The sequence below is a fragment of the Thermopirellula anaerolimosa genome (genome assembly GCF_054657335.1).
Genome location: NZ_BAAHYX010000004.1, coordinates 153,574 through 175,572, shown reverse-complemented (window position 1 = coordinate 175,572; position 21,999 = coordinate 153,574). Strand labels below are relative to the sequence as shown.

Genomic DNA, 21,999 nt, shown 5'->3' with positions numbered 1-21,999 from the left:
CTGCAATCAATCCGCCCCGTTCGCCGAGGCTCGCTCGCCTGCCAACCGCGCCGAGGCTTACCTCCCTCCATTTGTAACTGATTCTACCCGGCCGCGCAGGAACTTCAAGCGGTGGTTCTTGAAGGAAGGCATTCCGGCGATTTTGCGGCCTCGCGGTAGGCGGGATGAGCATTGCGACTCGACCGGCATTCCAGCGTGGACGTGCCCCAACCGCCGCATCGATGCCTTACGTCACCGGCCCCGGCGTTTCCATTTGCGCGGGCTGAGGGCTTAAGGGGCCGATCGCTTCCTTGAGTGTCCGTCGGGCGTCCAAGAATCGGGCAATCGTCGCGAAGAACTTGGCTCGGTCGATCGGCTTCGTTAAGTAGTCGTCGCAGCCCGCCTGTCGGCAAGCGACGTCGTCGCCTTCCATGGCGTGGGCGGTCAAGGCGACGATCGGCCCGTCGTAGCCCGCTTGGCGGAGTCGGGCGGTTGCCGTGTAACCGTCCATGACGGGCATTTGCATGTCCATCAAGATCAGATCGAAGGGGTCGCCGCGATCCCGGGCGGCCAGAGCCGTATCGAGGGCCGCCTGCCCGTTTTCGACCAGCGTCACCTCGGCGCCTGCTTTCTTGAGGATGAAACTGATGAGTCGTTGATTGTCCGGTCCGTCTTCCGCCAGCAGGATTCGACCTTGTAGGCGGACGGACGGAGCGGCGCTGACTTTCGTCCGAGAAGCTGCAACAGCCTCTTCCGGGGATTCCAACATCGTGACGCCGCTGATGTCCCCTGTGGCGACGGTGACGCTGAAGGTGCTTCCCTTGCCGGGCGTGCTTCGCGCCGTAATGTCGCCGCCCAGCATTTCGGCCAGTCGTTTGCTGATGGTCAATCCTAAGCCGGTCCCGCCGTATTTCCGCGTGGTGGACGAGTCGCCTTGACTGAAGGGCTGGAACAACCGCGAGAGTTGCTCTTCGCTCATACCGATGCCCGAGTCGATCACGTCGATTTGCAACAAATAGGGCCGTTCGGCCTCTCGTACCAACCGAGCAACCACGCGGACCTCGCTCACCTCGGTGAACTTGACGGCGTTTCCGATCAGGTTGATCAAGATTTGCCGCAGACGCGTGGGGTCGGAATGAATGGTTTCCGGAATCTTGCCGTCGAATTGCAGGACCAGCGGTAGGTTTTTGGCGGCGGCGCGTACCCGCATCAGCGACATCACGTCGGCGAGAATCTGGGCGGGGGAACACGTGATGCGCTCCACATCCAATTTTCCCGCCTCGATTTTGGAAAGGTCGAGAATATCGTTGATCAACTCCAACAGGTAATTGCCGTTGCGCTGAATCGTGTATAGAGCTTCGACGCGATCGGGCGGTCCCTGTTCGAGGGTTGGGTCTCCCAGCAGGATATCGGTAAACCCCAAAATCGCCGTCAACGGCGTGCGAATTTCATGACTCATGTTGGCCAAAAACTCGCTCTTGGCCCGAGTGGCGGATTCGGCGAGTTGGTACAGTTCCTCGAGCGTGCGATAGGCCGAGTCCAATGCTTCGACCGTCCCTTGCAGTTCCTGCTCCGCTTGCTTCTGCCGGGTGATGTCGGAAAAGATCGCGGCGAAACGCTTGTCGTCGATCTTGTAGGCGCTGACGAAGTAGTGGCGTCCGAGAGGTTCCGCGAAGAATTCAAAACTCGCCGGTTCGCCGGTCAGAACCGTGTTGCCGTAAATCTCAACGAGCGACGTCTTTTCGATCCCGGGAATCGCTTCGGAAACGCGGCGCCCCAGGACGTCGGCCACTCGCAATCCCGTGTGCAACTCGAAGGCGGGATTGGCATCCAGAAAGATGTAGTCGATGGGTCTGCCCGTTTCGTCCATTACAAGTTCGTGCAGGGCGATACCCGAAATGGCGTGTGTAAACAATAGTCGGTATTTCTCCTCACGGGCGCGAAGTTCTGCTTCGGCATCCTTGATCGCCGTAATATCCCTATCATTGCCGCGGTAACCGCGCAGACGCCCATCTTTATCAAATATTGGAATACCGTTAGTGGAAAGCCAGACGATGCGACCGTCTTTGGCGACGGCGGCGTTCTCAAGGTTCACGAAGGATTCGTGTCGTCGTATGATCTCAAAGGCCGCCGCCTTGAATTCCTCTCGTTTCTCCTCTGGATGCAGGTCGTAAAACCGCCTCTTGCCGACTATTTCCTCAGGTCGATACCCCAGGACGCGTTCGACTACGGGGCTGACATATGTGTAGAGACCGTCGGCATCGACTTCCCACGTGAAGGTTCGCGTCAATTGCGCGAGTTGTTCGAATCGCTCATGACTTTCCCGCAGGGCCTCTCGCTGCCGGTATTCTTCCGTCACATCGCGAAAGACGAGGACGGCACCGGTAATCGCTTCGTTCACGTCTCGAATGGGAGCGCAACTGTCGGCGATATGATGCTCCGTGCCGTCCCGCGAGATGAGCACGGTGTGATTAGCCAACTCGACGGTCACCCCCTCGCTTAATGCACGACGAACGGGATTCTCCGCGACTTGTCGCGTTCCGGAGTGAATGATGCGAAAGACATCTTCCACCGGTCGGCCAATGGCTTCCGCGGTCGTCCAACCGGTCAGGGTTTCCGCCGCGGCGTTGAGGCTGGTGACGTTGCCCTCTTGGTCGCAGGCGATCACCCCGTCGCCGATGGAACGCAAGGTCGCCGCAAAATGCTCTTGTGTCTGTCGAAGGACGGCCTGGGCCCGACTTCGCTGGACCCGGTCGAGCCATACGAGGCCGGCGATTCCGGCGATGAACACGATGCACAAAATGGCAGCCGAAGCCATATGACGATGAATCGCGGAAATCGCCTCGGCGCGCGCGGAATCGATCGGTATCGCCGCCAAATCGAGAGAAACTTCACCCACGGAGCGACCGAAACCGGCGATCGGCCCGTAGCGCTCGATGATCGATGCCGGGGCGTCTTTGGGATCGCCGTGGCATTGCAAACAACCGGTCGTAAATCTTCTCGGGAGTGCGCGGGCCAGATATTCCTCCCCGTCCTCCGTGAACTTGATCCTTCCGGTCCAGGAGGTGGCGGTGGGATTTTGTTCGAAGAAGCGGATGATTTTTTCCTCCGCCGGAGTAGGCTGATTCATCGGGTTGCGGGGATTTCGCGACGGGAAACGCACGACAGTGCCGGGAAAATGCTCCTTGACCTTTTCGAAGACCCGCCGCGAAGCGAAGGACGTGGACATGGCTTCCGGAATGAACTCGTCCGGTCGCACTCGCTTTTCCATTTCCGGTCGGACGTGCTCGGCGAGGTAATCTCGCAAGGCCGCGTTGAAAGCGACGGTCAGTGCGGCTTGGTCTTGTGCGGTGCGATTGATATGTTGCTCCGACCAATGGATCGTTTGATAGAGCACGATCACCAAGAAGGCTGCGCTGAGCACGGCCATTCCAACTAGCAAACGCGGCAGGGTCAGCGCTTTGGCCCATGCCGATTTCGTGAGTTGTATCGGGGCCGTCTTTTTTGAACGATTCCGGGAACGAACGGCGACCTGTCGATTGGAGTCGAGCGCGACCGCGATCGTTGCAAGGAGGCCGAGGCTCAACAGCAGCAATGCCCCGTCGGGAAAAGCCGCCCGTGAGGCGACGTTCAAAGTCCAATCCCGCGCATCGACGTCCGTTCCCAACACGGCGATGAAGCGTCCGGTTTGGGGATCGCGCAGCGGTGCCATGGCCGTGACCCAGGTTCCCCAGCGGTCTGTGGACGGCCCGGTCACGCACGCGGTCTTGCCGCGGAATACCTGTAAATCCTGCGGCGATATCTCTTGGTAAGTCTGGCCGGGCGGCGACTCATCCTTCGATCCCGCCGGTTCGCTGTCCGCGAAGAAGAACACGCGACCATCCGGTCTTTGGCCCAGCAAATAGAGGAACCGATATTTGGGATCGGCCGCTCGAATGGATGCAAGTTGCTCTTTGATCTTTTGATACGGGGAGGATCCTAAGTCTTCCGGGGTACCGGTCAAGCTCCGGATGGCTTCGGTGTTGAGGGCGCCGGCCACCAAGCGGGCTTGGAGTAATAAAGGAACCTCTGCACAACACCCACCTGAGAACGTTACAATATGGCCATAATTGGGAATCAAGATAGAGACACATCGACATTAGGACGGGTGATCATGGCGAGGAAGGACGGTTCATCGCAGCGGACGTTGGCGACGGGCGGCTTCGACGTGATGCGCAAACCCACCCGACGGCATGAGTTCCTCCGAATGATGAACCGAGTCATGCCGTGGCAAGGACTCGTGAAACTCGTCGAGCCGTTCTATCCCAAGAGCGACCAACCCGGCCGACCGGTCAAGCCGCTGATCTGGATGCTGAAGCTCTACTTCCTCCAAATCTGGTACGGCCTCTCCGACCCGCGGACGGAGGAGCTGATGCACGATAGTCACGCCGTACAGGAGTTTTTGGGTCTCGACCTGGGCAAGGACGCCCCGCCGGATGAGACGACGATCTGTCGGTTCCGGCACCTGATCGAGAGGCACGACCTGGGGCAGAGTCTGCTGGAGACGGTGAATCGGCATCTGGCGGAGCACGGGATCAAGGTGCGGGAGGGGACGATCGTGGACGCCACGGTGATCCACGCCCCGACCTCGACGAAGAACGAGGCGAAGGGTCGCGACCCGGAGATGGGGAGCACGAAGAAGGGGAACCAGTGGCACTTCGGGGCGAAGGTACACGTGGGCGTGGACGCCGAGACGAAGGTCATTCATTCGGTGGCCGTGACGCCGGCGAACGTGCACGATAGTCAGGCGTTGCCCGGGCTGCTGCACGGCAAGGAGACGCGGGTCTACGGCGACAAGGCCTATGTGGGACAAAAGGAGGTGATTCGGGAGAGGTCGCCCCGGGCGAGGGATTATATTGAGCGGAAGGCGAGTCGGGGACGACCGTTAAGTGATCGGGAGAAGGAGAAGAATCGGCGGAAGTCGCGGATTCGCTCGCGGGTGGAGCATGTGTTCGGGGTGATGAAGCACGTCTTCGGCTGGAGGAAGACGCGGTTTCGGGGGCTATTCAAGAATCTTCAGTATGCGTTGGGAGTGGCGAGCGCCGTGAATATCTACCTTCACCGCTGGGCGATCTTGCGGAGTATGACCTTGCCCGGTGCGGGATAGAGCGCTGATAGTGCGCGCTCACGCGGCGACGGCCCGATAAACCGGGCGACATAGACAACATATAGACCTTATAAACCCCGCTTATTCGCCCTTTGGAGCCGAACACAAGGCCGAGATACTCGAGCCGCCGAAGTGGCGAACGTTGTTCAGGGGTTCCTAAAATCTCGGAGTGCAGTTGCTTATCGGTATCGAAGACCAACCACCAGCCCAGGCCGCCCCCGCTGATGATGATTAGCGCAATAGCTAACGCCAAGACCGGACGCCGAGCTAGGAAGGAAAACGGCTTCATCGCTGCATGTTTACTCGCCGCAAGGTGCACGCCAAAGCAATTTCCCACGGGCATGCGATTCGATTCCGCCGCGCATGTCTGCCGGGAAACGTGTTTCGATTCGGTTCTTCCATAATGTAGCTCACTGAATAGGGCGAGTTCGGCCCGAAAAAACGCTTCCGGTTCCCTATTGGGTGCGTGCTAAAATTGACGTTGCGCGCGATTCGACGCGACGGTTTGGTCCCGGTTGCCGATCCCCCGGCAAGGATTGCGGCAAACGACGGGGGCAGCGATCGGTGTTGCGGTTTGTCGGTAATCGTGTCGCCGGCGACTTTGTCTTCTGACAGCCGAATCAGAGATTCCGTCCGGATGAGGTTCAGCGGTGCGCGCCGCGCGAGCATCTCCCGCCCGGAATCGCGTGGGTAGGTCTTCGCCAAAGCCCCCTCAATCCGGTAAGCTTTAGGGACTGCGATTTCCCAAAAAGCGCAATAGTGCCGCGCGAGGCGAGAGAGTTGGGGGATTGTCATGGCGATCTTTGTGGTATGTCCCGGGTGTAGGACGCGATTCAATGTCAGCGACAAGTTCGCGGGCAAGACGGGGCCGTGTCCCAAATGCAAGACACTCATCCAGATACCGAAGATCACTGAACAGGTCGTCATTCACGAGCCGGAGCAGTTTGCCTCCGGAGGTCGCACACAGTCCGGCAAATTGGCTACCAAGCCTATTGCTCGGCCGAGTGTGCAGATCAACGCGGTAGCCGCATTCGCGGTCATCGGGGCGATCCTGGTGGTTGCGGTGGGGACTTTCGTGCTAGGGCGCGCGTCCGCCTTTGACAACCCCATCATGCGGATCGTCGGGCTAGTCGTTGTGACGCCGGCATTGGCGGCGGGCGGATACGCCTTTCTCCACAGCGAAGATGACCTCTTCCCCCTCCAGGGCCGCCGGTTGTACGTGAGGGCCGCGCTGTGCGCGGCAGGGTACTTGGCCATCTGGGCGGGATTCGAATGGATGAGAGGGGTTTTGATCACGCCCGAGATTTGGACCTGGGTGGTATTCGCCTCCCCCCTTTTTGTGTTGGGCGGGTTCGTCGCCTATTTGACGATGGATTTGGACTACGGCAACGGACTGCTGCATTTCGCGCTCTTCGTGCTTGTCACGGTGTTGCTGCGTTGGGCGGCCAATATCGGCTGGGTGTGGGACATTCCCACGACGGAAATCCCTCTCGCGTAACGGACCGATTCCCTGCGTACCTCACGGTCCAAAGTTATTGTCGGAACGAGTCACGGTCCCTTCATGTACGCCATTTTGGACATACCCGAACTGCGGGCGTGCGACGAACAGCGGCAACTGGTACGAATTCCGCCGGAATTGGACGTGCCCTTGACAGATCGGATCAAACGTCTGATCGACACGGTGGAGTTTCGCAGACTGGCCAGGATCACGCAGTTGGGGCTGGTTGCGTTGGTGTATCCCGCCGCCAACCACACGCGATTCGAGCACTCTTTGGGCGTCTATCGCCTCGCGCTTCTGTTCCTCAAACGTCTGGAGAGCGACGAGCGATTTCGACGCATCGTCCGACCGGAAGAGGCCGAGCTTTTGATAGTCGCGGCACTGCTCCACGATTTGGGGCACTGGCCGTTCTGCCACGCCATCGAGGACTTGCAATTGCCGGGGGTGCCTCGCCACGAGATGTTCGTCAGTAGCTTCCTGTTGGAAAGCGAAATCGGCGACATCTTACGCAACGAGTGGAACATCAACCCGAGGGACGTCGTCCATTTGCTGCATGGCGGAAGCTCACAAGAACCGGGCGAGAGGTTGCTGGCGGGCATCCTGTCGGGGCCGATCGACATCGACAAGATGGATTATTTGTACCGGGACAGCGTGCACGCGGGTGTACCCTACGGACGGAACTTCGATCAGCAGCGATTGGTGAAAAGCTTGTGCGTGAATGAGGCGGGCGACGGTCTGGCCATTACGGAAAAAGGCAAGACGGCGGCCGAGTTGATGCTGTTCGCTCGCTACGTGATGTTCAGTGAAGTCTATTGGCATCACGCGGTCCGATCGGCCACGGCCATGTTGCAGCGGGCGTTCTATCAGCTTTACTCACGCCTCGACCTCGACGTCTTATTCCGCCAAAGCGAATGGGATTTCGTGCGGACGCTTCGCGACATCGCGGGCAAGGGGGCGGCGGGAGTCTTGCTCGAAGGCGTATTCGGTACGCAGCGATGCCTGTTCAAGCGCGTGGCGCAATTCAGCGCCATCGAGAACGAAGACTTGTATCGTCGCCTGGCGAGGCGACCGTATCCGTGGTTGGCGGCCTGTGGAGAGGAGTTGGCGGCACTGTTGTCTGCGAAGATCAAGAAGGTGGTAGCGCCCTTCGAGGTCCTGGTCGATGCCCCGCCCGTCCACAAGGAAATCGAGTTTCAGGTGGACGTATTCTTCCCCAAGGAGCAGCGCTATCGGCCCCTCGGGCAAGTGTCGCCGGTGGTGCGGGCCTTGGCCCAGCAGCAATTCGACGACTATGTCAAGCGTGTGAGGATTTTCGCCGCCCCGCGGATCAGCGAGGAACTGCGAGATCTCCGCGATTTTGACGATTTGGTACACGCGGCGGTGGATCGGGCCGACTCTTGACCGCCCGGCATGCCGGCGAGGTTCCGCGCGGCCCCCGATTCGGACGGCGTGCCGCACATCGGACGCGATCGCCGATTAGTTCCGACGGCGGCTAGGCGACTGTCGTCGGTCGCGTTGAGGGACCGCATCAATCGACCGGAAGCAACGGTCGGAAGGGAGAGAGGGCGAAGCATGGATTGGGAATCAACGGCGGGCCGAGTATTTGTACGCGGCGATCGGGCGCGGCCCTTCTTGGAGCGGCATCCCTGGGTGCGAGCCACCTCGATCGATCGGATCGAAGGCAATCCCGGCGACGGGCAGGTCGTCGATCTGGTGGGCAAAGGCGACCGAGTCATGGCACGCGGCATCTACGAAGGCCGCGGCGGCATCCGCGTTCGCTTGTACGCGTGGGATTTGCGGCAGCGATTGGACGCCTCCTTTTGGCGGGAACGGATTCGACAGGCGGTCATGCTTCGCGAAATGCTGGGCTTGATGCGACCGTCCGAGGCGTGCCGACTGGTTTTCAGCGAGGCTGACGGCCTGAGCGGTCTGATCGTCGATCGGTACCGCGACTACGTGGTGATCCAAGTGGGGTCGGTCGGCATGGCTCAACGCGTACCGATCCTGTCCGCGGCGATCGGCGATTTCGTGCGACCGGCGGCCATGCTGGTGCGCGTGGAACCGGAATTGCGGAAATCCCAGGGCGAGGCCTATCAGAACGGCGTGTTGACGGGCGATCCTCCCTCGGGGCCGATCGTGATCGAAGAACACGGACTCAAGTTCGGCGTCGATTTGATGGAGGGGCAGAAGACCGGTTTCTATCTGGATCAACGCGAGAATCGCTTGGCGGCGGCGAGGTACGCCGAGGGAAGACGCGTCCTCGATATGTTCTGTTACACGGGCGGATTCGCCCTCGCCTGCGCCAAAGTCGGCAAGGCCGCGGAGGTCTTGGGGTTTGACGGCAGTGAGCGGGCGGTGACGCTCGCGCAGGCCAACGCACGTTACAACGGAGCGACCAATGTGCACTTTGCGGTGGGCGATGCCTTCCAGACGCTGGGGAAACTCCGAAAGGAGGGAGAGCGATTCGGCATGGTCGTCCTCGATCCCCCCAAGTTTGCCGGCGGTAAATCATCGGTCCCCGACGCCCTCCGCGCCTATCATTCGCTCAACCGGTTAGGGGTTGAACTGCTCGAGGCGGGCGGTATTTTGGTCACATGCAGTTGCTCCGGTTATGTGACTCGGGAGGATTTTTTCAGCATGTTGTTCGGGGTGGCCCAGCAAACGCGACGAGAACTTCAAATCTTGGAAATGCGCAGCGCGGCGCCGGACCATCCGACTTTGGTGACCTGCAAGGAAACGAATTATCTCAAGTGCTTCATTTGCCGAGTGTGGTAGCGGGAACTACTTTCGAATCGAGTTCTCGGCAGCATGAGCCGAGGCGAGTCGCAGGTTCGACCCACGACGGGGCGGAAATTCACGCGCCGCGAGGTTGCTAAACAAGGGGAGATCATTTCATGGCGCGACTTCGAGTTTGGATTTGCCTTTCGGTGGCAGGTTGGATGGGGATTTTGACGGGCCTGGGGAAGGCAGGTACCGAAGGACCGCGACGCGATTCCGCCCCGCCGTTTTTCGCCCTGTGCATGGACACCCATGACGCCGAGAAGCGGGATTTGCAACAGCAGGCGAGGATGCTCAAGGAACTGGGCTACGACGGTGCCGGACACATCGGTTTGGACGGGGTCCGGGAGCGTTTGCGCACGCTGGATCAGGCCGGATTAAGATTGTTTCAGATCTACGTCCGGATCAACGTCGGCCCGAGCGGCGAAGCCTACGATCCTCGTCTGATCGAGTGCTTCTCGCTCCTTAAAGGGCGGGGTACTCAAGTGGCTTTGACACTTCACGGTTTGCCGCCGGGCGATCCGTCCGGCGATCCCCGAGCGGTGTCCATTTTGTGGGAATTGGCGGATCTTGCCGCAGAGAATCAGGTGGAGTTGGTCCTCTATCCGCACACCGGTGATTGGGTGCAAGCGGTCGAACACGCCGTGCGTGTGGCGGAGAAGGTCGATCGACCGAACTTGGGCGTCATGTTCAATCTGTGCCATTGGCTGCGAGTCGGTTCGGACCGAGATTTTGAACGTGTTCTGCGGCTTTGCCGACCCTGGCTGCGTGCGGTATCCATCAACGGCGCGGATGAGCAATCCGACAAGCCGGATTGGAGCGAGTACATTCAACCCTTGGGCGAGGGATCGTTCGACGTGTTGCGATTCCTACGAGCGCTGCGCGAAATCGGGTACGCGGGGCCGATCGGCTTGCAATGTTACGGCATCCCGGGCGACGCCGCGGAGCACCTTGCCGCTTCCATGGGCGCCTGGCGACGCTATCAGGGGGATCTGTCGCGCGAACCGACGAATCCGATCGGTCCGTGACGCTCTGCGGCGTTTTGGATGGTCGATGATCGCCGCGGAATGCGACCGAGGCGGGACGCTCGCCGCTTCACGACGGGGCTTCCGTTTCCAAAAGCCACAGTCGCAGCGTGTTCAACATGTGTTTGCCTATGGTGATGCGGCGGTAGACCGGGTGAGAACTGAAGGGGATTCGGCGGACGCTCATTCCGGAAGGGTGCAGCGAGAAGACGGCTACGCTCAGCTTCCAGGTCTCTCCGTCTTCGGACTCCGCGGGCGGGCAAGCGAGGACGATGTCCGCGGGCGCGATCATGCCAAGGCGCTGAATCAACTCCCTCGCAGCTCGGGATTCGCCGTCTTTGTCGCCGAATGGGCCCAATTCCTCATGCCAAGGTTGCGTCGCCGGCACGACCAACGACGCGGAAAGGACGGAAGGTCCTAACGGGGCCTGCGTCATCCAGTCGGTCACCAAGCCTCCGGTATCCGATTCGAGAATTGCCAGCTTGAGACCGCGCCGGTCCAGCATTTCGGCGACGACATCTTGCAAATCGCGACCGTCTTCGCTGAAGATCAGATTCCCAAGGCATTCGCGAATGGTCCGCAGGACCGGATCGACCTTGACTTGGCAGGCCTCTCGATCGGCACCGCGAGTGGTTATCCGCAGAATGATGGTGTTTTGCGAGGCGTTGATTCCGACCAAGGGATCGCGTCCCCGACGGATGAGGTCGGGGAGCATCGCTTCGACCTGGCTTTCGCCGGCCCCAAAGCATTTCACATCCTGATGGAGAATGTAAGCCTTTCCCATGCCGCTATCTCGAAGACGCGATTCGACGTCGGGCCACATTTCGTACAGTTCGACGGGGACGCCGGGAAAGCAAAGGAATCGGCAGGCTGTGCGACCGGGGCGGGGAATCTCGAGATCGATCCCGGGAGCGGTGCCGCGAGGATTGACGATCATCTTGCTGCCTGCGGGAAACAGCGCCTGAACGCGATTCCGCTCCGGCATTTCTCGATTCCGGCGGCGAAAGAAGGCTTCGATCGCTTGTACGGCCTTGGGGTACTCGACCAGCGTCACGCCCGCTGCCTCGGCCAGGGCCGGTCGCGTGAGATCATCGGCGGTGGGGCCGAGACCGCCCGTCGTGATGACGTAGTCGGACCGCTCGATCGCCTGGCGAAATACGGCGGTCATCGCGGGAAGGTCGTCGCCCACGGATGTGTGGTAGAGCACGCGCGCACCGAGGTCTTCCAGGCGTTGGCTGATCCACTGGCTGTTAGTATCCAGAAGGCGACCGTTGACGATCTCGTCGCCGATTGAAATGACTTCGCAGGTTCGATCTTCCCGTGGGTCGATCATGGCTTCTCCTGGACGAGAAGAGGATTCCATGTCTGCAACAATTCCCGCAACTCCTCTTCCTGGCGGGCGTCGAAACTGCCGCGATGTTGCCCGTAGAGGTCCATCCACAAGGCGAGTTGTTCGCGCTCGTCCCCGGTCAATTGTACGTCGAAGTGGCCTTGGTCCAGCACGGCCCACAAAGGATTCATGCGCGCATGTCCTTCGCCGGGTAAGGAACGACCGCGTTGATATGCGGCCGCCACTGTTTGAGCCAGGCTCGGGGAACCGTAGTGGGTAAGTACATCAAAGGAACGGCCCGCGGAAAGGTCCCATTTCTCTCCCGACTTGCCGGCTTGATGGCATTCCACGCAGCGGTGATTGAGGACGGGTTGGACCAATACTTCATAGTCCAAGGGCCAAGACCCCGGCGGCCCCACCCGTAGACGCGAAGGTTGTCGATACATGGCGGCAATCGGTCGCGCAGGCGGCGCTTGCGTCCGGGGTTCGTGGCAACCCACGCAGGAAGCCGTTTGTCCGGGCTGAACGTAAATGGCCGTCCGCATGGTTCGCAGCGCCATGCCATGTTCATCGACGGCCTGGAGAAACAAGGAGACGCCCGCCGGCACGCGGAAATAGGCCGATCCGTCGCTTTCCACGGGGGCGCTTCCGATCACGAATTTCCCGGGATCTTCGCGCGTCAAGCCCAGGTTGGGATAGTTCATGGTTGGGTGCGTCTTGACGGGGATTCCCACCACGCGAAGTTCGCGAACGGCCCCGCGGGGAATGCCGGGCATCCCCTCGTAAATGTCCGCCACCAGCAGCGATCCCTCGCGCTCGGTCGGAGCGGAATCCACCAACCCCATACTGGAGATTTCTCGGCGGCGGGGTCGCAGCGGGACGGGGCACTCGCAGCCGATGGTTTCGTCGCGGTAGATAAGGTTCAGGTTGCCGAAGGCGTCGAACAGATAGATGCCCGCGCCGGCATCCTCCATCTTTTGGCCGTGGTCCGCCAATGGACCGTCCGACCACGATACCAGGAAGTGCTCCTCCGACAAAGGATAGGGATTGGCGAAGTAGTGCTTCGGCCAGCCCTCACTCTCGGGGAAGCATACTTCCGGGGTCAGTCGAGTCAGAGGCGGTTCATCGTCCAATCCCTTTCGGGTATCCAAGAGGCAAAGGCTGCCCCCGGTGATGGAGTGGTGGGCCGAGGCCGTAAAGACCAGCTTATGCGAACCGGGGATGGGCCGGGCTTCGAAGATGGAGAGCGGGTTTCGCGTGAAATTGCCGTATACCGCTTGAACGCCGGTGCCGTCGGGAAACGTCGCCCATAACCCCATGTAGGGCTGATTATGGCGATCCACGTAATCCCAGCGGGCGTAAAGAACGCGACCGCTCCAATCGACGCAAGGGTGCCACTCGAAACTCTCGAATGCCGAGATCGGGTGGATGTTGCTCCCGTCGGCGTCCATCACGTGCAACGTGTAGATCGCGACCGGCCTCTCAGGACCGCCGCCGCAGCGCACGTAGCAGTCCGGACCGTTCACGCTGCCCGTCGACTGGACCGTCGGTAACACTTGAGTACTGACGCCCCGGCGTGTGGAGAGAAAAACGATCCGGCCGTCCGGGAGGTAACGGGCGTCCATGTCGTCATACTTGCCCGCGGTCAATTGGCGCAATCCCGTGCCGTCGGCGTTCACTTCGTAAACATGGAAGAAGGCATCCTCGGGGACGTTGCCCTTGTCCAGTTTGTTCGGTTCCTCATGCAAGCCGGGGTAGTACCGTGAGTAAGAGAAGAGGATCTTCGTGCCGTCGTAGGAGACATCGGGGCGTATTGCCGAACCGGAGGGCAATGAGGCCGTGAGACACCGCAAGCGGGGATGGTCGGTCTTCCATTGATCCATGACGTATAGTCCGCCGTTGGGACGGCACCACCATCCGTAAAATTGGTCGGACATGTGGTGGAACGCGGGCGGCGCACGCTTCACGAAAACCAGACGGTCGAAGTCCAGCAATGGGTTGGCGCGGCTCATCCGGCGTATTGCGGCGCACACGCAAAAGAAAAGCTCGCGCTGGGCTTCCCGCGGCATGGCCGGATCCACCGCGACGCTGCGTTTGGCTTCCTGGATCGTTCGGAGTTCGCGGCGAACTCGCTTTTCCGCCTCGGGCGACAAATTCATTTCCAACAGCGCCCCGGCGAGTTTTTCTCCGCGTTCCACCCACAAATCCACCGGATAATCAGGCTCGGATTCAGCGGTTCCCGGCATTGGATGTTGCACGGACCACGGGCTGACGCTGCTTTGAAGGGCGGGCTTTCCCAAAGCAAGGTTGACGGCCGAAGCCTCGCCGGGACCGTAGATTTCCACCTCGTCCAGGTGAAAGTATTGCGTATCGGCGAGTTGGAGCCTTACGAACCGGCCGGCAAGGCCGTTCATTGCGACACGAAGAGGCTTGCCGTCAGGCGCGCCCTGGAACGGCGATCCGTCGTGCCGATAGACTTCCCGCCAGGCAGTGCCGTCATCCGAGATCAGCACGCACAACTTGGCGGCGCGCGACGCGGTTCCCCCATCGCAGCGGTTGAAGATCAGCAAGTGACCAATCTGTTCGATCCGGCCCAGATCCACCTGCCACCAAGGCTGAACCTCCCTCTGCGTGTGAAAGCCCCACTTGCCGTCCTTGACGCCGTCGCATGCGCCGCGGGCGTCATCCTCCGGTTTCACGGGCAAAATGCGTGTGTCCGTGCCGCTTCGCAGTTCCGCCTGCCGTAGCCAATCGCGAGTCAGCATTTCTTCGCTGATGGTTTTCTCTTCCCAAGCGGGAACGTCGGCGGTCGCGGATTCGGAAGCCGCGCTCGTCGAGGCGAGGAGCGTAATTGCCATTCCCACGAAAAGCGTACAAAAGCGCACTTGCCCCGGAGATTTACGCGCGGACGGACCGCGACCGATGCGGAATGCACCCGAAACCGTCACGATTCTCATGATTCCCCTCCCGGTAAGTCCGTTTCAATGCCGGTCGCCGCGGCTCAATCGGTTAGGTCCGGCTGGGCGATTCCGTGCGGCTACCGAGCGCTCGAAAAACTACTTGGAGATCGGCAGCCCCGTCTCGCGATCGAATCGATCCGGAGTCAATTGCGGGGGCACGGCGTCGTTCGTCCGTTGCATCCACTCGCTCAGCACGGTTTGCAATTTATCGCCTATCTCGCGCATTTCCGGTTTGTCGGCGAGGTTGTGCAAATTGTGAAAATCCACTTGAGTATCATACAACTCGATCTCGGAAGTCGGAAGGACGAAGCATTGCATCTGTTCGGGCGTCAGTTGTCCGGCGTCTCGGAGTCGGCGCATGGCCTGAAAGGTGGGGCTGCGCACGGCATCGGCGGGGGGCGTCCGCGGTACGTCCGTGACCCAATTTCGGATAAGAAGATACCGCTCGGTTCTCACCGACCGCTCAAAGGCGCGGTAATCGTGCCAATTGTGTTCCGAGAAGACGTAGTCGCGAATCTTGGCTTGCGGATTATCCAGGAGCGGCAACATACTGACGCCTTGAAAGGTGGGTAGCGGGTCGACGCCCGCCATTGCCGTAAGGGTGGGTGCCAAATCGATGGAACTGACCAACGCCTTGCACACGGCGCCCGCGTGAAGATTCCGCGGCAGGCGGATGATCAGCGGCGTTCGCACCCCGCTATCGAAAACGGTGGTTTTGCATCGAGGGAAGGGACGCCCGTTGTCCGATAGGAAGATGACCACCGTGTTGTCCCAGACTCCTTGAGCCTCTAATTCCTCGCGAACTTTACCCACCCATTGATCGAGTCGCCCGATTTCGTCGTAATACATCGCTAGGTCGCGTCTTGTATCCGGGACATCGGGTAGATAGGGCGGCACGACGCCGTCGCTCTCACGGTGCGAAGGATCCAGCGTTCCCGTCGCATAATCGCGGTGAGGGTCCGTGGTGGCCAACCAGGCGAAGAATGGACGACTCCTGTCGCGGTCCCGCAGAACAGGCAGCCAAAAGCCGTAGGCCCCGTCGCCGCCGCCCTCTCGAACCACGTCGAACTGCGGCTTGACGGCGTTGCCCAAATGCCATTTGCCCGCAGCCATGGTGTAGTAACCGGCTTGCCGCAGGGGCGTGGTCAGCAGGACCTGCGAGGCCGGCAACGGTTGATGCAACTCCGGCGCCCCTGTGGCGTGCGGATATCGGCCCGTCATGATGCTGGCTCGACTGGGACTGCATGAACTGCAAGTGAGAAATGCTTGATCGAAGCGGATGCCCTCCTTTGCCAAGCGATCGATGTTCGGGGTGCGGATATGCGGGTGACCGTAGGCGCCGCAGTCTTCGCAAGCCATATCATCGGCGATGATGATAAGGAAGTTCGGCAACGCGGTCGCAGAGTCCGTTCGAGTGCCGGCTTGAAGGGATGCCGAATGGCCGATCATCAAGCCCACCAGCATGCATGGCACGGACAAGCAAATCAATCGCTTCATGGCCGATCTCTCTTGTCCGCGTTTGTCGCTCACGGTTGGCTTCACAGAACCTTCGGCACGAATCGGTCGAATCGCGCATTCGACATCGTGCCTCCGACAGGTGTGATGATACTGCGGGAATTGTGACATCGCAATCGAAAGCGAGATGCTCGAACGCGAACGGCGGGATATCGCCGAGGCGTTTACCGGATAGGAAGACGCCAAGAGGGTATGGCTTCCAACGTGCTTTATGGAATGGAAGATGTCGTTGCAAATGATAAAGCGCGACGCAGCTTGCTCCGTGTTTCCGCCGGATACACAATGAGAGCGTTGTCGGCGGGTAAACTCGGATGTTTGGCCGTTGAGCACCAGCCACGCCGGTTATTGAGACTGTGATTTGCCGTAAGTAGGAGACGCACCATATGGACGGTTTCGGAAAAAGGGGGATCGGGATCGGGGGCTTGGCGACGTGCCTTCTGGTGGTAGGATTGGCGATCCGCGGATTTGGGACCACGAGCGACGGTCCGGACGACGCCCGAGTTTCTCAGACGGCGGCGGAATCAGTCCCGGCCTCCCCGAGCCTGGTGGCAATCTTGGATGTCACGGCGGTGATGAATGAGATGCCCGAGTTACGCGAAACGCGGGCCGCCATTCAATCCGATTTCCAACGTGCGCAGGCTCAGTTTCAAAAACGGCAGCAGGAACTGATGCAGCGGCGGCAAGAGTTGCAAGGCAAAACCGCCGAAGATCCGGCCCTTCGCGAAGAAATGGAGAAGTTGGGGCGGGAGTTGGAGCAGTTCCAGGCCGAGATTCAATTGCAGCAACGTGAATTGCTGGCCCGCGAGGGGAAGGCCCTGATGGAAGCTTATGCTCGCCTGAACGCGGCCGTGGGCAAGTACTGTGCGGAACACAAGATTGCGATCGTTCTCCGGAGTACGGGGCAACCGGCCAACGCAGCAAATCCGCAGGAGGTCTTGGCCTACGTCAATCGCGACGTGGTTTGGGCGCAAGGCGGATTGGATATTACTCCGGCTATCCGGAGTATGCTGATTGAGAATGATTCCCGCCCGTAAAGGCTGAAAGCCGCCGTCGGCCGCCCATTCGACGCGGTCGTCTCACCCAATTCGCCTGTGCCGCCGCGATGGAAAACGGCGGATGGGAGGCCCGACGCATATCAAAGCCCCAAAGCGAGCGGCGGGATTCCGAACGGATTCAACCGGACCGCGGTTGCGGTTTGGCCGCCGGGGGCGGGGTAGGTTGGACGATGGGCCGGGCCGCGGGGGGCGGCATCGGTTGCACCACACTCGAAACGTCGGCGTCGGGAGATACGACGGGGGCATCTCGCGGCACCGGCTCAGGGATCGGTTCCGGTGCCGGCGGAACGGTCGGGCCTCGGGATACGGACGCTCTCTTGGCGGCACGCGGCTTCGCGGAGACGGGTTCTCCGTACGTCGGTTCGGGAATGGTTTCCAAAAGCCGCTCGATGACCTGATCAACGTCCACTCCCTCGGCGTCGGCATTGAAATTGGTGAAGATTCGATGCCGAAGGACGGGAAAGGCCGTGGCCCGGATGTCGTCCGCCGTTACCGCGTACCGTCCATGGAGCAGCGCTCGAGCCTTCGCGGTCAGGATCAGGTTTTGTGCGGCACGGGGACCGGCGCCCCAAGCCAGCCAGTTTTTTACGAAATCGGGGCTGGGAGGCTCTTTGGGACGAGTGGCGCGGACCAAATCCACGGCGTAGTCAATCATGTGTTGCGAGGCCGGCACCTGCCGCACCAACTGCTGAATCCACAGAATGTCCCGACCGGTCAGGACCGGCTGAATCTCGTGACGCACGGTTTGGGTCGTGGCCATCACGATCTCACGCTCTTCGTTTCGCGTGGGATAACCGATATTGATCGAGAGCATGAAGCGGTCCAATTGGGCCTCGGGGAGGGGATAAGTCCCCTCTTGCTCGATCGGGTTCTGCGTCGCCATCACGAAGAAGGGCAGTTCCAACGGATAGGTTTTCCCTGCCGACGTCACTTCATATTCCTGCATGGCCTGGAGGAGGGCCGCCTGAGTCTTCGGCGGCGTTCGGTTGATCTCGTCCGCCAAGACGATGTTGGCGAAGACCGGGCCTTGCACGAATCGGAACGTCCGCTTTCCGGTAGCCGGGTCCACGTCGATGATTTCGGTTCCCGTGATGTCGCTGGGCATCAAGTCAGGGGTGAATTGGATGCGGCTGAATTTGAGGTGAAGGGCCTTGGCCAGCGTGGACACCGTCAGGGTCTTCGCCAATCCCGGCACGCCGATTGTCAAGCAGTGGCCGCGCGCGAAGATGCAGATCATCATTTGCTCGATCATTTCGTCTTGACCGATGATGACCTTGTGCACCTCCTTGTGCAGCAGTTCCTTCGCTTGACCGATACGGCGGACGGCTTCTTCGGGAGACATCTGCGCGGCAGGCGCAGCAGTCGGCTGGGACATCATCCTCTCCTCCGCGTTCAAGTTCCGGCGTTCCCCTGTTCTCGAAAAGAGGGACACAGCAACACCGCCACGCCCTCGACGCGACGGCGCAACGAGGGCGTCGATCGTGCTTTCAATCCCTAATTAAGAGGATACTTTGTCCGGCGTCCGCGGACAAACCGGGACTTATCCATTCGCCCTCGCCGGAGTGGAGCGGGAACGGTTTCCCTCAAGGTCGGGCTACGCTTCTTCGACGAATTGGAATCCCACCGCGGCGGCCAGTTCCCGAGTCGGTTCGCGGAGGTCGCCGTAGAAACTCACTCGGTGCCAACCGTAGGTGTCCCAGTAAAGAAATAGTTTTTCGAAATCCCCCTCCACATGGCAGGCCAGCTTAGTGCGGCACGCGCGATCCTGGATTACGTTTTCCTCCGCCCGACCCTGGTGGAATAGAATCTCCTTGCGCACGGGGTGAATTTCCATCGTGCTGACGCGATAACCTAGGGGCAGAAACGACCGGACCGAGGCGCCGCGACGATCTTCCGAATGGCTGAGGATTTCGTAGGCGTTGGCGGGACCGTCGGGGCCCAACGGTTTGGTCATGGCCACGCAATGGGCGTAAATGATCCGCCGCTGGGACGTATCCAGAACGGGATCGGAAATATATCCGGGCCGACCGGCAAGATGTCGAATCGCCACCATGGTGCCCGTCGAAAGCAGATCGGCCTCGCATGCCCCGATGTGCCCGCCGTTGAGCAACTCCACGAACCCCAGGCACGGGTAGGCTTGCAGCTTTCCGCTGTAAAAGCCGCCCAAGCAGTTGATGGTGATGGCTTCGGCGCCCTTAGATTCCAAGAGTTTCTTCTGGCCCAGGTAATTACGCGCGGATTCTAAGAGCGTCTGGTCCGGTTCTTCGATGGAAACCTGCTGCGCGCCCTTTCGCCAAGTTTCCGCGACGCGTTCCGCATCCGCCTCTTCCACGGCGTCGCACATCGCCGCCAACTCTTCGAAGGGGGTGAATTCCACGGTGATGCCGAAATTCTCGTGCAATGCTTCGGCAATGGATCGGCTGCCGCCGCCCACGGAAAGAATTTTGGCCTGCTTCAGCGATTCGAGGCACTGGCCGGGCGAGATGGCGGAGACGCGGTCCTCGACGCAGTCCGCCGGCTTAGGCGGAGCGGTGCGCTCTTGACGCAAGCGATCGCATGCCGCCACGAAGGCGTCCGTCCCCGACGTCTTGATCGAGGCGAAGCAGCGGGCGGCCTCTACCAAATCTTCGATGCGGGAGGAACTTACGACCGAGAAGTTGCGGTGCTCTCGACGGAGTCCGGCCGAGTATCGCAGAAAGCCGCCGCTTCCCGCAAAGAGAAAGTCGGCCACGATGGTCGGCTTTCCGGACGCGACGATTTTCGGGAAGACCTGAACCCAATTGTTCATTTGATATACGATGTAGCCGTCGATGCCATCCTGTTCATCGGAGGCCAGGAGGCGATCGACATCCTGCGGTCCGTGGGCAGCGACGGGCAGGAAATCGATTTCGGGACATCCGTTTTGAAGAGCATTCGTGACCCGCTCGATTTCCGGTCGCATGTCGTGGCCGATGTGCGGCCAAGTGGGACGGTCTTGCACCAGGGCCCAGCAGGCGAAAACCAATCGGACTCGCGGTTTAGGTTCGCGGGCGGGTTGCTCGGCCCGCACACGAGACGGTGACCCGGTCGGAATCAAGGCTGCCGCTCCGCAGGCGGCACAACCTCCCAAAAAACGCCGACGATTGACGCAACAGTGACATGCCGATTCGACGGGCAATCGCATGGTATCCCCCTTTTCCCTTCGTTCCTGTACTCTCCCGGTTCGATGATGATCCGCGGCGCGGACGGTGTGCGCGTCCGAATTCTGAATGAACCGGCGGCGACCGTCCGCGGCTTGCCTGACGTCATTGTCGAGATACGGACGGCGGTGTCAAGGTTTGATTTTGATCTTTTTAGGCTGTCTGGGCGGCCAAATCGGGGTTTGCAGTTTGACTCCTAGGTGATAGATTGTCGCGACGAGGGGCGGAACGCTCGACGGTGTCTCCCGCCAAGGTGGGCGGGAATCATCACAGCGGGCACCGACGACTGCGCGACTTTATCACGGAGGATGGAGAGAGCATGGAAGCTCGTACCCTTCGCGCTGCGTTCTTGGTGGCGGCGACCTTCTTTTGTTGTGGGGCCGAGTATCGATCCGCCAATTTTGTCATCCACAATCCGGACCCTCAGTTCGCGCAGCAGATGGGCCAGGCCGCGGAAGCGTACCGCAAACAATTGGCCGTGCTCTGGCTGGGCGAGGAACTGCCCAATTGGTCGCGTCCTTGTCCGGTAACGGTACAAGACGGCCCGGGACTGGGAGCAGGCGGTCAAACTACCTTCATTTTCGATCGCGGCGAAGTCTACGGTTGGGAAATGGCCATTCAAGGCTCCCGGGAGCGGCTTTTGGACTCCGTGTTGCCGCACGAAATCACCCACATGATCTTGGCGAGTCATTTCCGGCGTCCTCTTCCGCGGTGGGCCGACGAAGGCGCCGCCACGAGCGTGGAACACGCATCGGAGCGCGAGAAGCATCGCCGCATGCTGATCCACTTTTTACGAGGTCGACGCGGGATTCCCTTCAATCGCATGTTCGCCATGGAGGAATACCCGCGCGACATCATGCCGCTGTACGCCCAGGGGTTTGCTCTAGCCGACTATCTCATCCAAGAGGGCGGCCATCGGCGGTTCGTGCAGTTCTTGGAAGACGGATTGGCCGGTGGGGATTGGCACGCGACCGTGCGCAAGTACTATGGGTATGAAGAGCTAGGCGACCTTCAGACTCAATGGGTCGCTTGGGTCGGACAGGGCTACCCGGACCGTCGGCCGCGAACATTGCCGGTCGGGCTTGCCGGGACGCAGCAAGGAACCCAAACAGCCCCAACGGACAATCCGCAGAATATGGTCGCCGGAGAAGCGGCGCCGGGGCCGCAGAGCACCGTCGGCGATAATTCTTCGATCTACCTGACGGCATCCGCAAAAGGGCATCCGGCCGTGCCAACGGATTCTGAGGGATCACCGACCGTGGGCGACTGGTTACCGAGGCCGGGCACTCCGGCGGCGGATGTTGATTTCGGTGGGTGGCGGCCTGCGAGTAAAGAAGATGGCGTGGGACCGTTTGCGGGAGAGAGTCGAGAACAGCGGGACGCTCAATCGATGGGGGTTGCCGCCGCGACTCCGACCGATCCCCAGGTCAATCGTTTGGGGTATCCTCAACCGGTGGAACGCCCGCAGCAAATCATCTTGGAATGGAGTCGTCCGACCATGTTGCGGTGACCCGGTGGACGTGGCTGCATCGGT

12 protein-coding genes and 1 pseudogene are annotated in these 21,999 nt (G+C 60.5%); 7 read left to right on the top strand and 6 right to left on the bottom strand.

The window, feature by feature from the left end; genetic code table 11:
* Nucleotides 1–226 precede the first annotated feature (226 nt).
* Complete coding sequence (locus tag ACYQ6J_RS01335; protein WP_460182389.1) at nt 227–4,018, bottom strand: PAS domain S-box protein; 3,792 nt, start codon at nt 4,016–4,018, stop codon at nt 227–229.
* Nucleotides 4,019–4,132: 114 nt separating this feature from the next.
* Here ACYQ6J_RS01335 and ACYQ6J_RS01330 point away from each other — a divergent pair, with 114 nt between their 5' ends.
* The 5 genes from ACYQ6J_RS01330 to ACYQ6J_RS01310 all read left to right on the top strand — a co-directional run bounded on the left by ACYQ6J_RS01330 (nt 4,133) and on the right by ACYQ6J_RS01310 (nt 10,429).
* A complete protein-coding gene (locus tag ACYQ6J_RS01330; RefSeq protein WP_460182388.1) occupies nt 4,133–5,125 on the top strand; it encodes an IS5 family transposase in 993 nt (330 codons plus the stop codon).
* 793 nt (nt 5,126–5,918) lie between these two features.
* Nucleotides 5,919–6,623 carry a zinc ribbon domain-containing protein gene (locus tag ACYQ6J_RS01325; RefSeq protein ID WP_460182387.1) on the top strand — a complete coding sequence of 235 codons (705 nt, stop codon included), beginning with the start codon at nt 5,919–5,921 and terminating at the stop codon, nt 6,621–6,623.
* Between the two features lie 63 nt (nt 6,624–6,686).
* Nucleotides 6,687–8,024, top strand: a complete 1,338-nt coding sequence (locus tag ACYQ6J_RS01320; protein ID WP_460182386.1) for an HD domain-containing protein — start codon at nt 6,687–6,689, stop codon at nt 8,022–8,024.
* A 171-nt stretch (nt 8,025–8,195) separates the two neighbouring features.
* Nucleotides 8,196–9,398 (top strand): class I SAM-dependent rRNA methyltransferase, encoded by a 1,203-nt coding sequence (locus ACYQ6J_RS01315; RefSeq protein WP_460182385.1) that lies wholly within the window; start codon nt 8,196–8,198, stop codon nt 9,396–9,398.
* Between the two features lie 119 nt (nt 9,399–9,517).
* On the top strand, nt 9,518–10,429 hold the full coding sequence (locus ACYQ6J_RS01310; protein WP_460182384.1) for a sugar phosphate isomerase/epimerase family protein: 912 nt from the start codon (nt 9,518–9,520) through the stop codon (nt 10,427–10,429).
* 67 nt (nt 10,430–10,496) lie between these two features.
* Here the strand turns inward: ACYQ6J_RS01310 and ACYQ6J_RS01305 are convergent, their stop codons facing one another.
* The 3 genes from ACYQ6J_RS01305 to ACYQ6J_RS01295 all read right to left on the bottom strand — a co-directional run bounded on the left by ACYQ6J_RS01305 (nt 10,497) and on the right by ACYQ6J_RS01295 (nt 16,213).
* Complete coding sequence (locus ACYQ6J_RS01305; RefSeq protein WP_460182383.1) at nt 10,497–11,759, bottom strand: competence/damage-inducible protein A; 1,263 nt, start codon at nt 11,757–11,759, stop codon at nt 10,497–10,499.
* On the bottom strand, nt 11,756–14,713 hold the full coding sequence (locus tag ACYQ6J_RS01300; protein ID WP_460182382.1) for an HzsA-related protein: 2,958 nt from the start codon (nt 14,711–14,713) through the stop codon (nt 11,756–11,758). Before ACYQ6J_RS01300 ends, ACYQ6J_RS01305 begins: the two co-directional genes overlap by 4 nt.
* A gap of 99 nt (nt 14,714–14,812) precedes the next feature.
* The gene (locus ACYQ6J_RS01295) at nt 14,813–16,213 is read right to left on the bottom strand and encodes a sulfatase family protein (protein ID WP_460182381.1); all 1,401 of its coding nucleotides are present in this window, start codon (nt 16,211–16,213) and stop codon (nt 14,813–14,815) included.
* Nucleotides 16,214–16,614: 401 nt separating this feature from the next.
* Here ACYQ6J_RS01295 and ACYQ6J_RS01290 point away from each other — a divergent pair, with 401 nt between their 5' ends.
* Nucleotides 16,615–17,265, top strand: a complete 651-nt coding sequence (locus tag ACYQ6J_RS01290; RefSeq protein WP_460182380.1) for an OmpH/Skp family outer membrane protein — start codon at nt 16,615–16,617, stop codon at nt 17,263–17,265.
* Nucleotides 17,266–17,659: 394 nt separating this feature from the next.
* Here the strand turns inward: ACYQ6J_RS01290 and ACYQ6J_RS01285 are convergent.
* Nucleotides 17,660–18,661: pseudogene (locus ACYQ6J_RS01285) on the bottom strand (AAA family ATPase); the annotation flags it as partial.
* A gap of 219 nt (nt 18,662–18,880) precedes the next feature.
* Nucleotides 18,881–20,449, bottom strand: a complete 1,569-nt coding sequence (locus ACYQ6J_RS01280; protein ID WP_460182379.1) for a twin-arginine translocation signal domain-containing protein — start codon at nt 20,447–20,449, stop codon at nt 18,881–18,883.
* Between the two features lie 335 nt (nt 20,450–20,784).
* Here ACYQ6J_RS01280 and ACYQ6J_RS01275 point away from each other — a divergent pair, with 335 nt between their 5' ends.
* Nucleotides 20,785–21,975 (top strand): gluzincin family metallopeptidase, encoded by a 1,191-nt coding sequence (locus tag ACYQ6J_RS01275; RefSeq protein WP_460182378.1) that lies wholly within the window; start codon nt 20,785–20,787, stop codon nt 21,973–21,975.
* Nucleotides 21,976–21,999 lie beyond the last annotated feature (24 nt).

Excerpts from the sequence above, each read along its gene's own strand:
- ACYQ6J_RS01330 (WP_460182388.1), top strand. The coding sequence starts at position 4,133 with ATGGCGAGGAAGGACGGTTCATCGCAGCGGACGTTGGCGACGGGCGGC.
- ACYQ6J_RS01325 (WP_460182387.1), top strand. The coding sequence starts at position 5,919 with ATGGCGATCTTTGTGGTATGTCCCGGGTGTAGGACGCGATTCAATGTC.
- ACYQ6J_RS01320 (WP_460182386.1), top strand. The coding sequence starts at position 6,687 with ATGTACGCCATTTTGGACATACCCGAACTGCGGGCGTGCGACGAACAG.
- ACYQ6J_RS01315 (WP_460182385.1), top strand. The coding sequence starts at position 8,196 with ATGGATTGGGAATCAACGGCGGGCCGAGTATTTGTACGCGGCGATCGG.
- ACYQ6J_RS01310 (WP_460182384.1), top strand. The coding sequence starts at position 9,518 with ATGGCGCGACTTCGAGTTTGGATTTGCCTTTCGGTGGCAGGTTGGATG.
- ACYQ6J_RS01305 (WP_460182383.1), bottom strand. The coding sequence starts at position 11,759 with ATGATCGACCCACGGGAAGATCGAACCTGCGAAGTCATTTCAATCGGC.
- ACYQ6J_RS01300 (WP_460182382.1), bottom strand. The coding sequence starts at position 14,713 with ATGAGAATCGTGACGGTTTCGGGTGCATTCCGCATCGGTCGCGGTCCG.
- ACYQ6J_RS01295 (WP_460182381.1), bottom strand. The coding sequence starts at position 16,213 with ATGAAGCGATTGATTTGCTTGTCCGTGCCATGCATGCTGGTGGGCTTG.
- ACYQ6J_RS01290 (WP_460182380.1), top strand. The coding sequence starts at position 16,615 with ATGGACGGTTTCGGAAAAAGGGGGATCGGGATCGGGGGCTTGGCGACG.
- ACYQ6J_RS01280 (WP_460182379.1), bottom strand. The coding sequence starts at position 20,449 with ATGCGATTGCCCGTCGAATCGGCATGTCACTGTTGCGTCAATCGTCGG.
- ACYQ6J_RS01275 (WP_460182378.1), top strand. The coding sequence starts at position 20,785 with ATGGAAGCTCGTACCCTTCGCGCTGCGTTCTTGGTGGCGGCGACCTTC.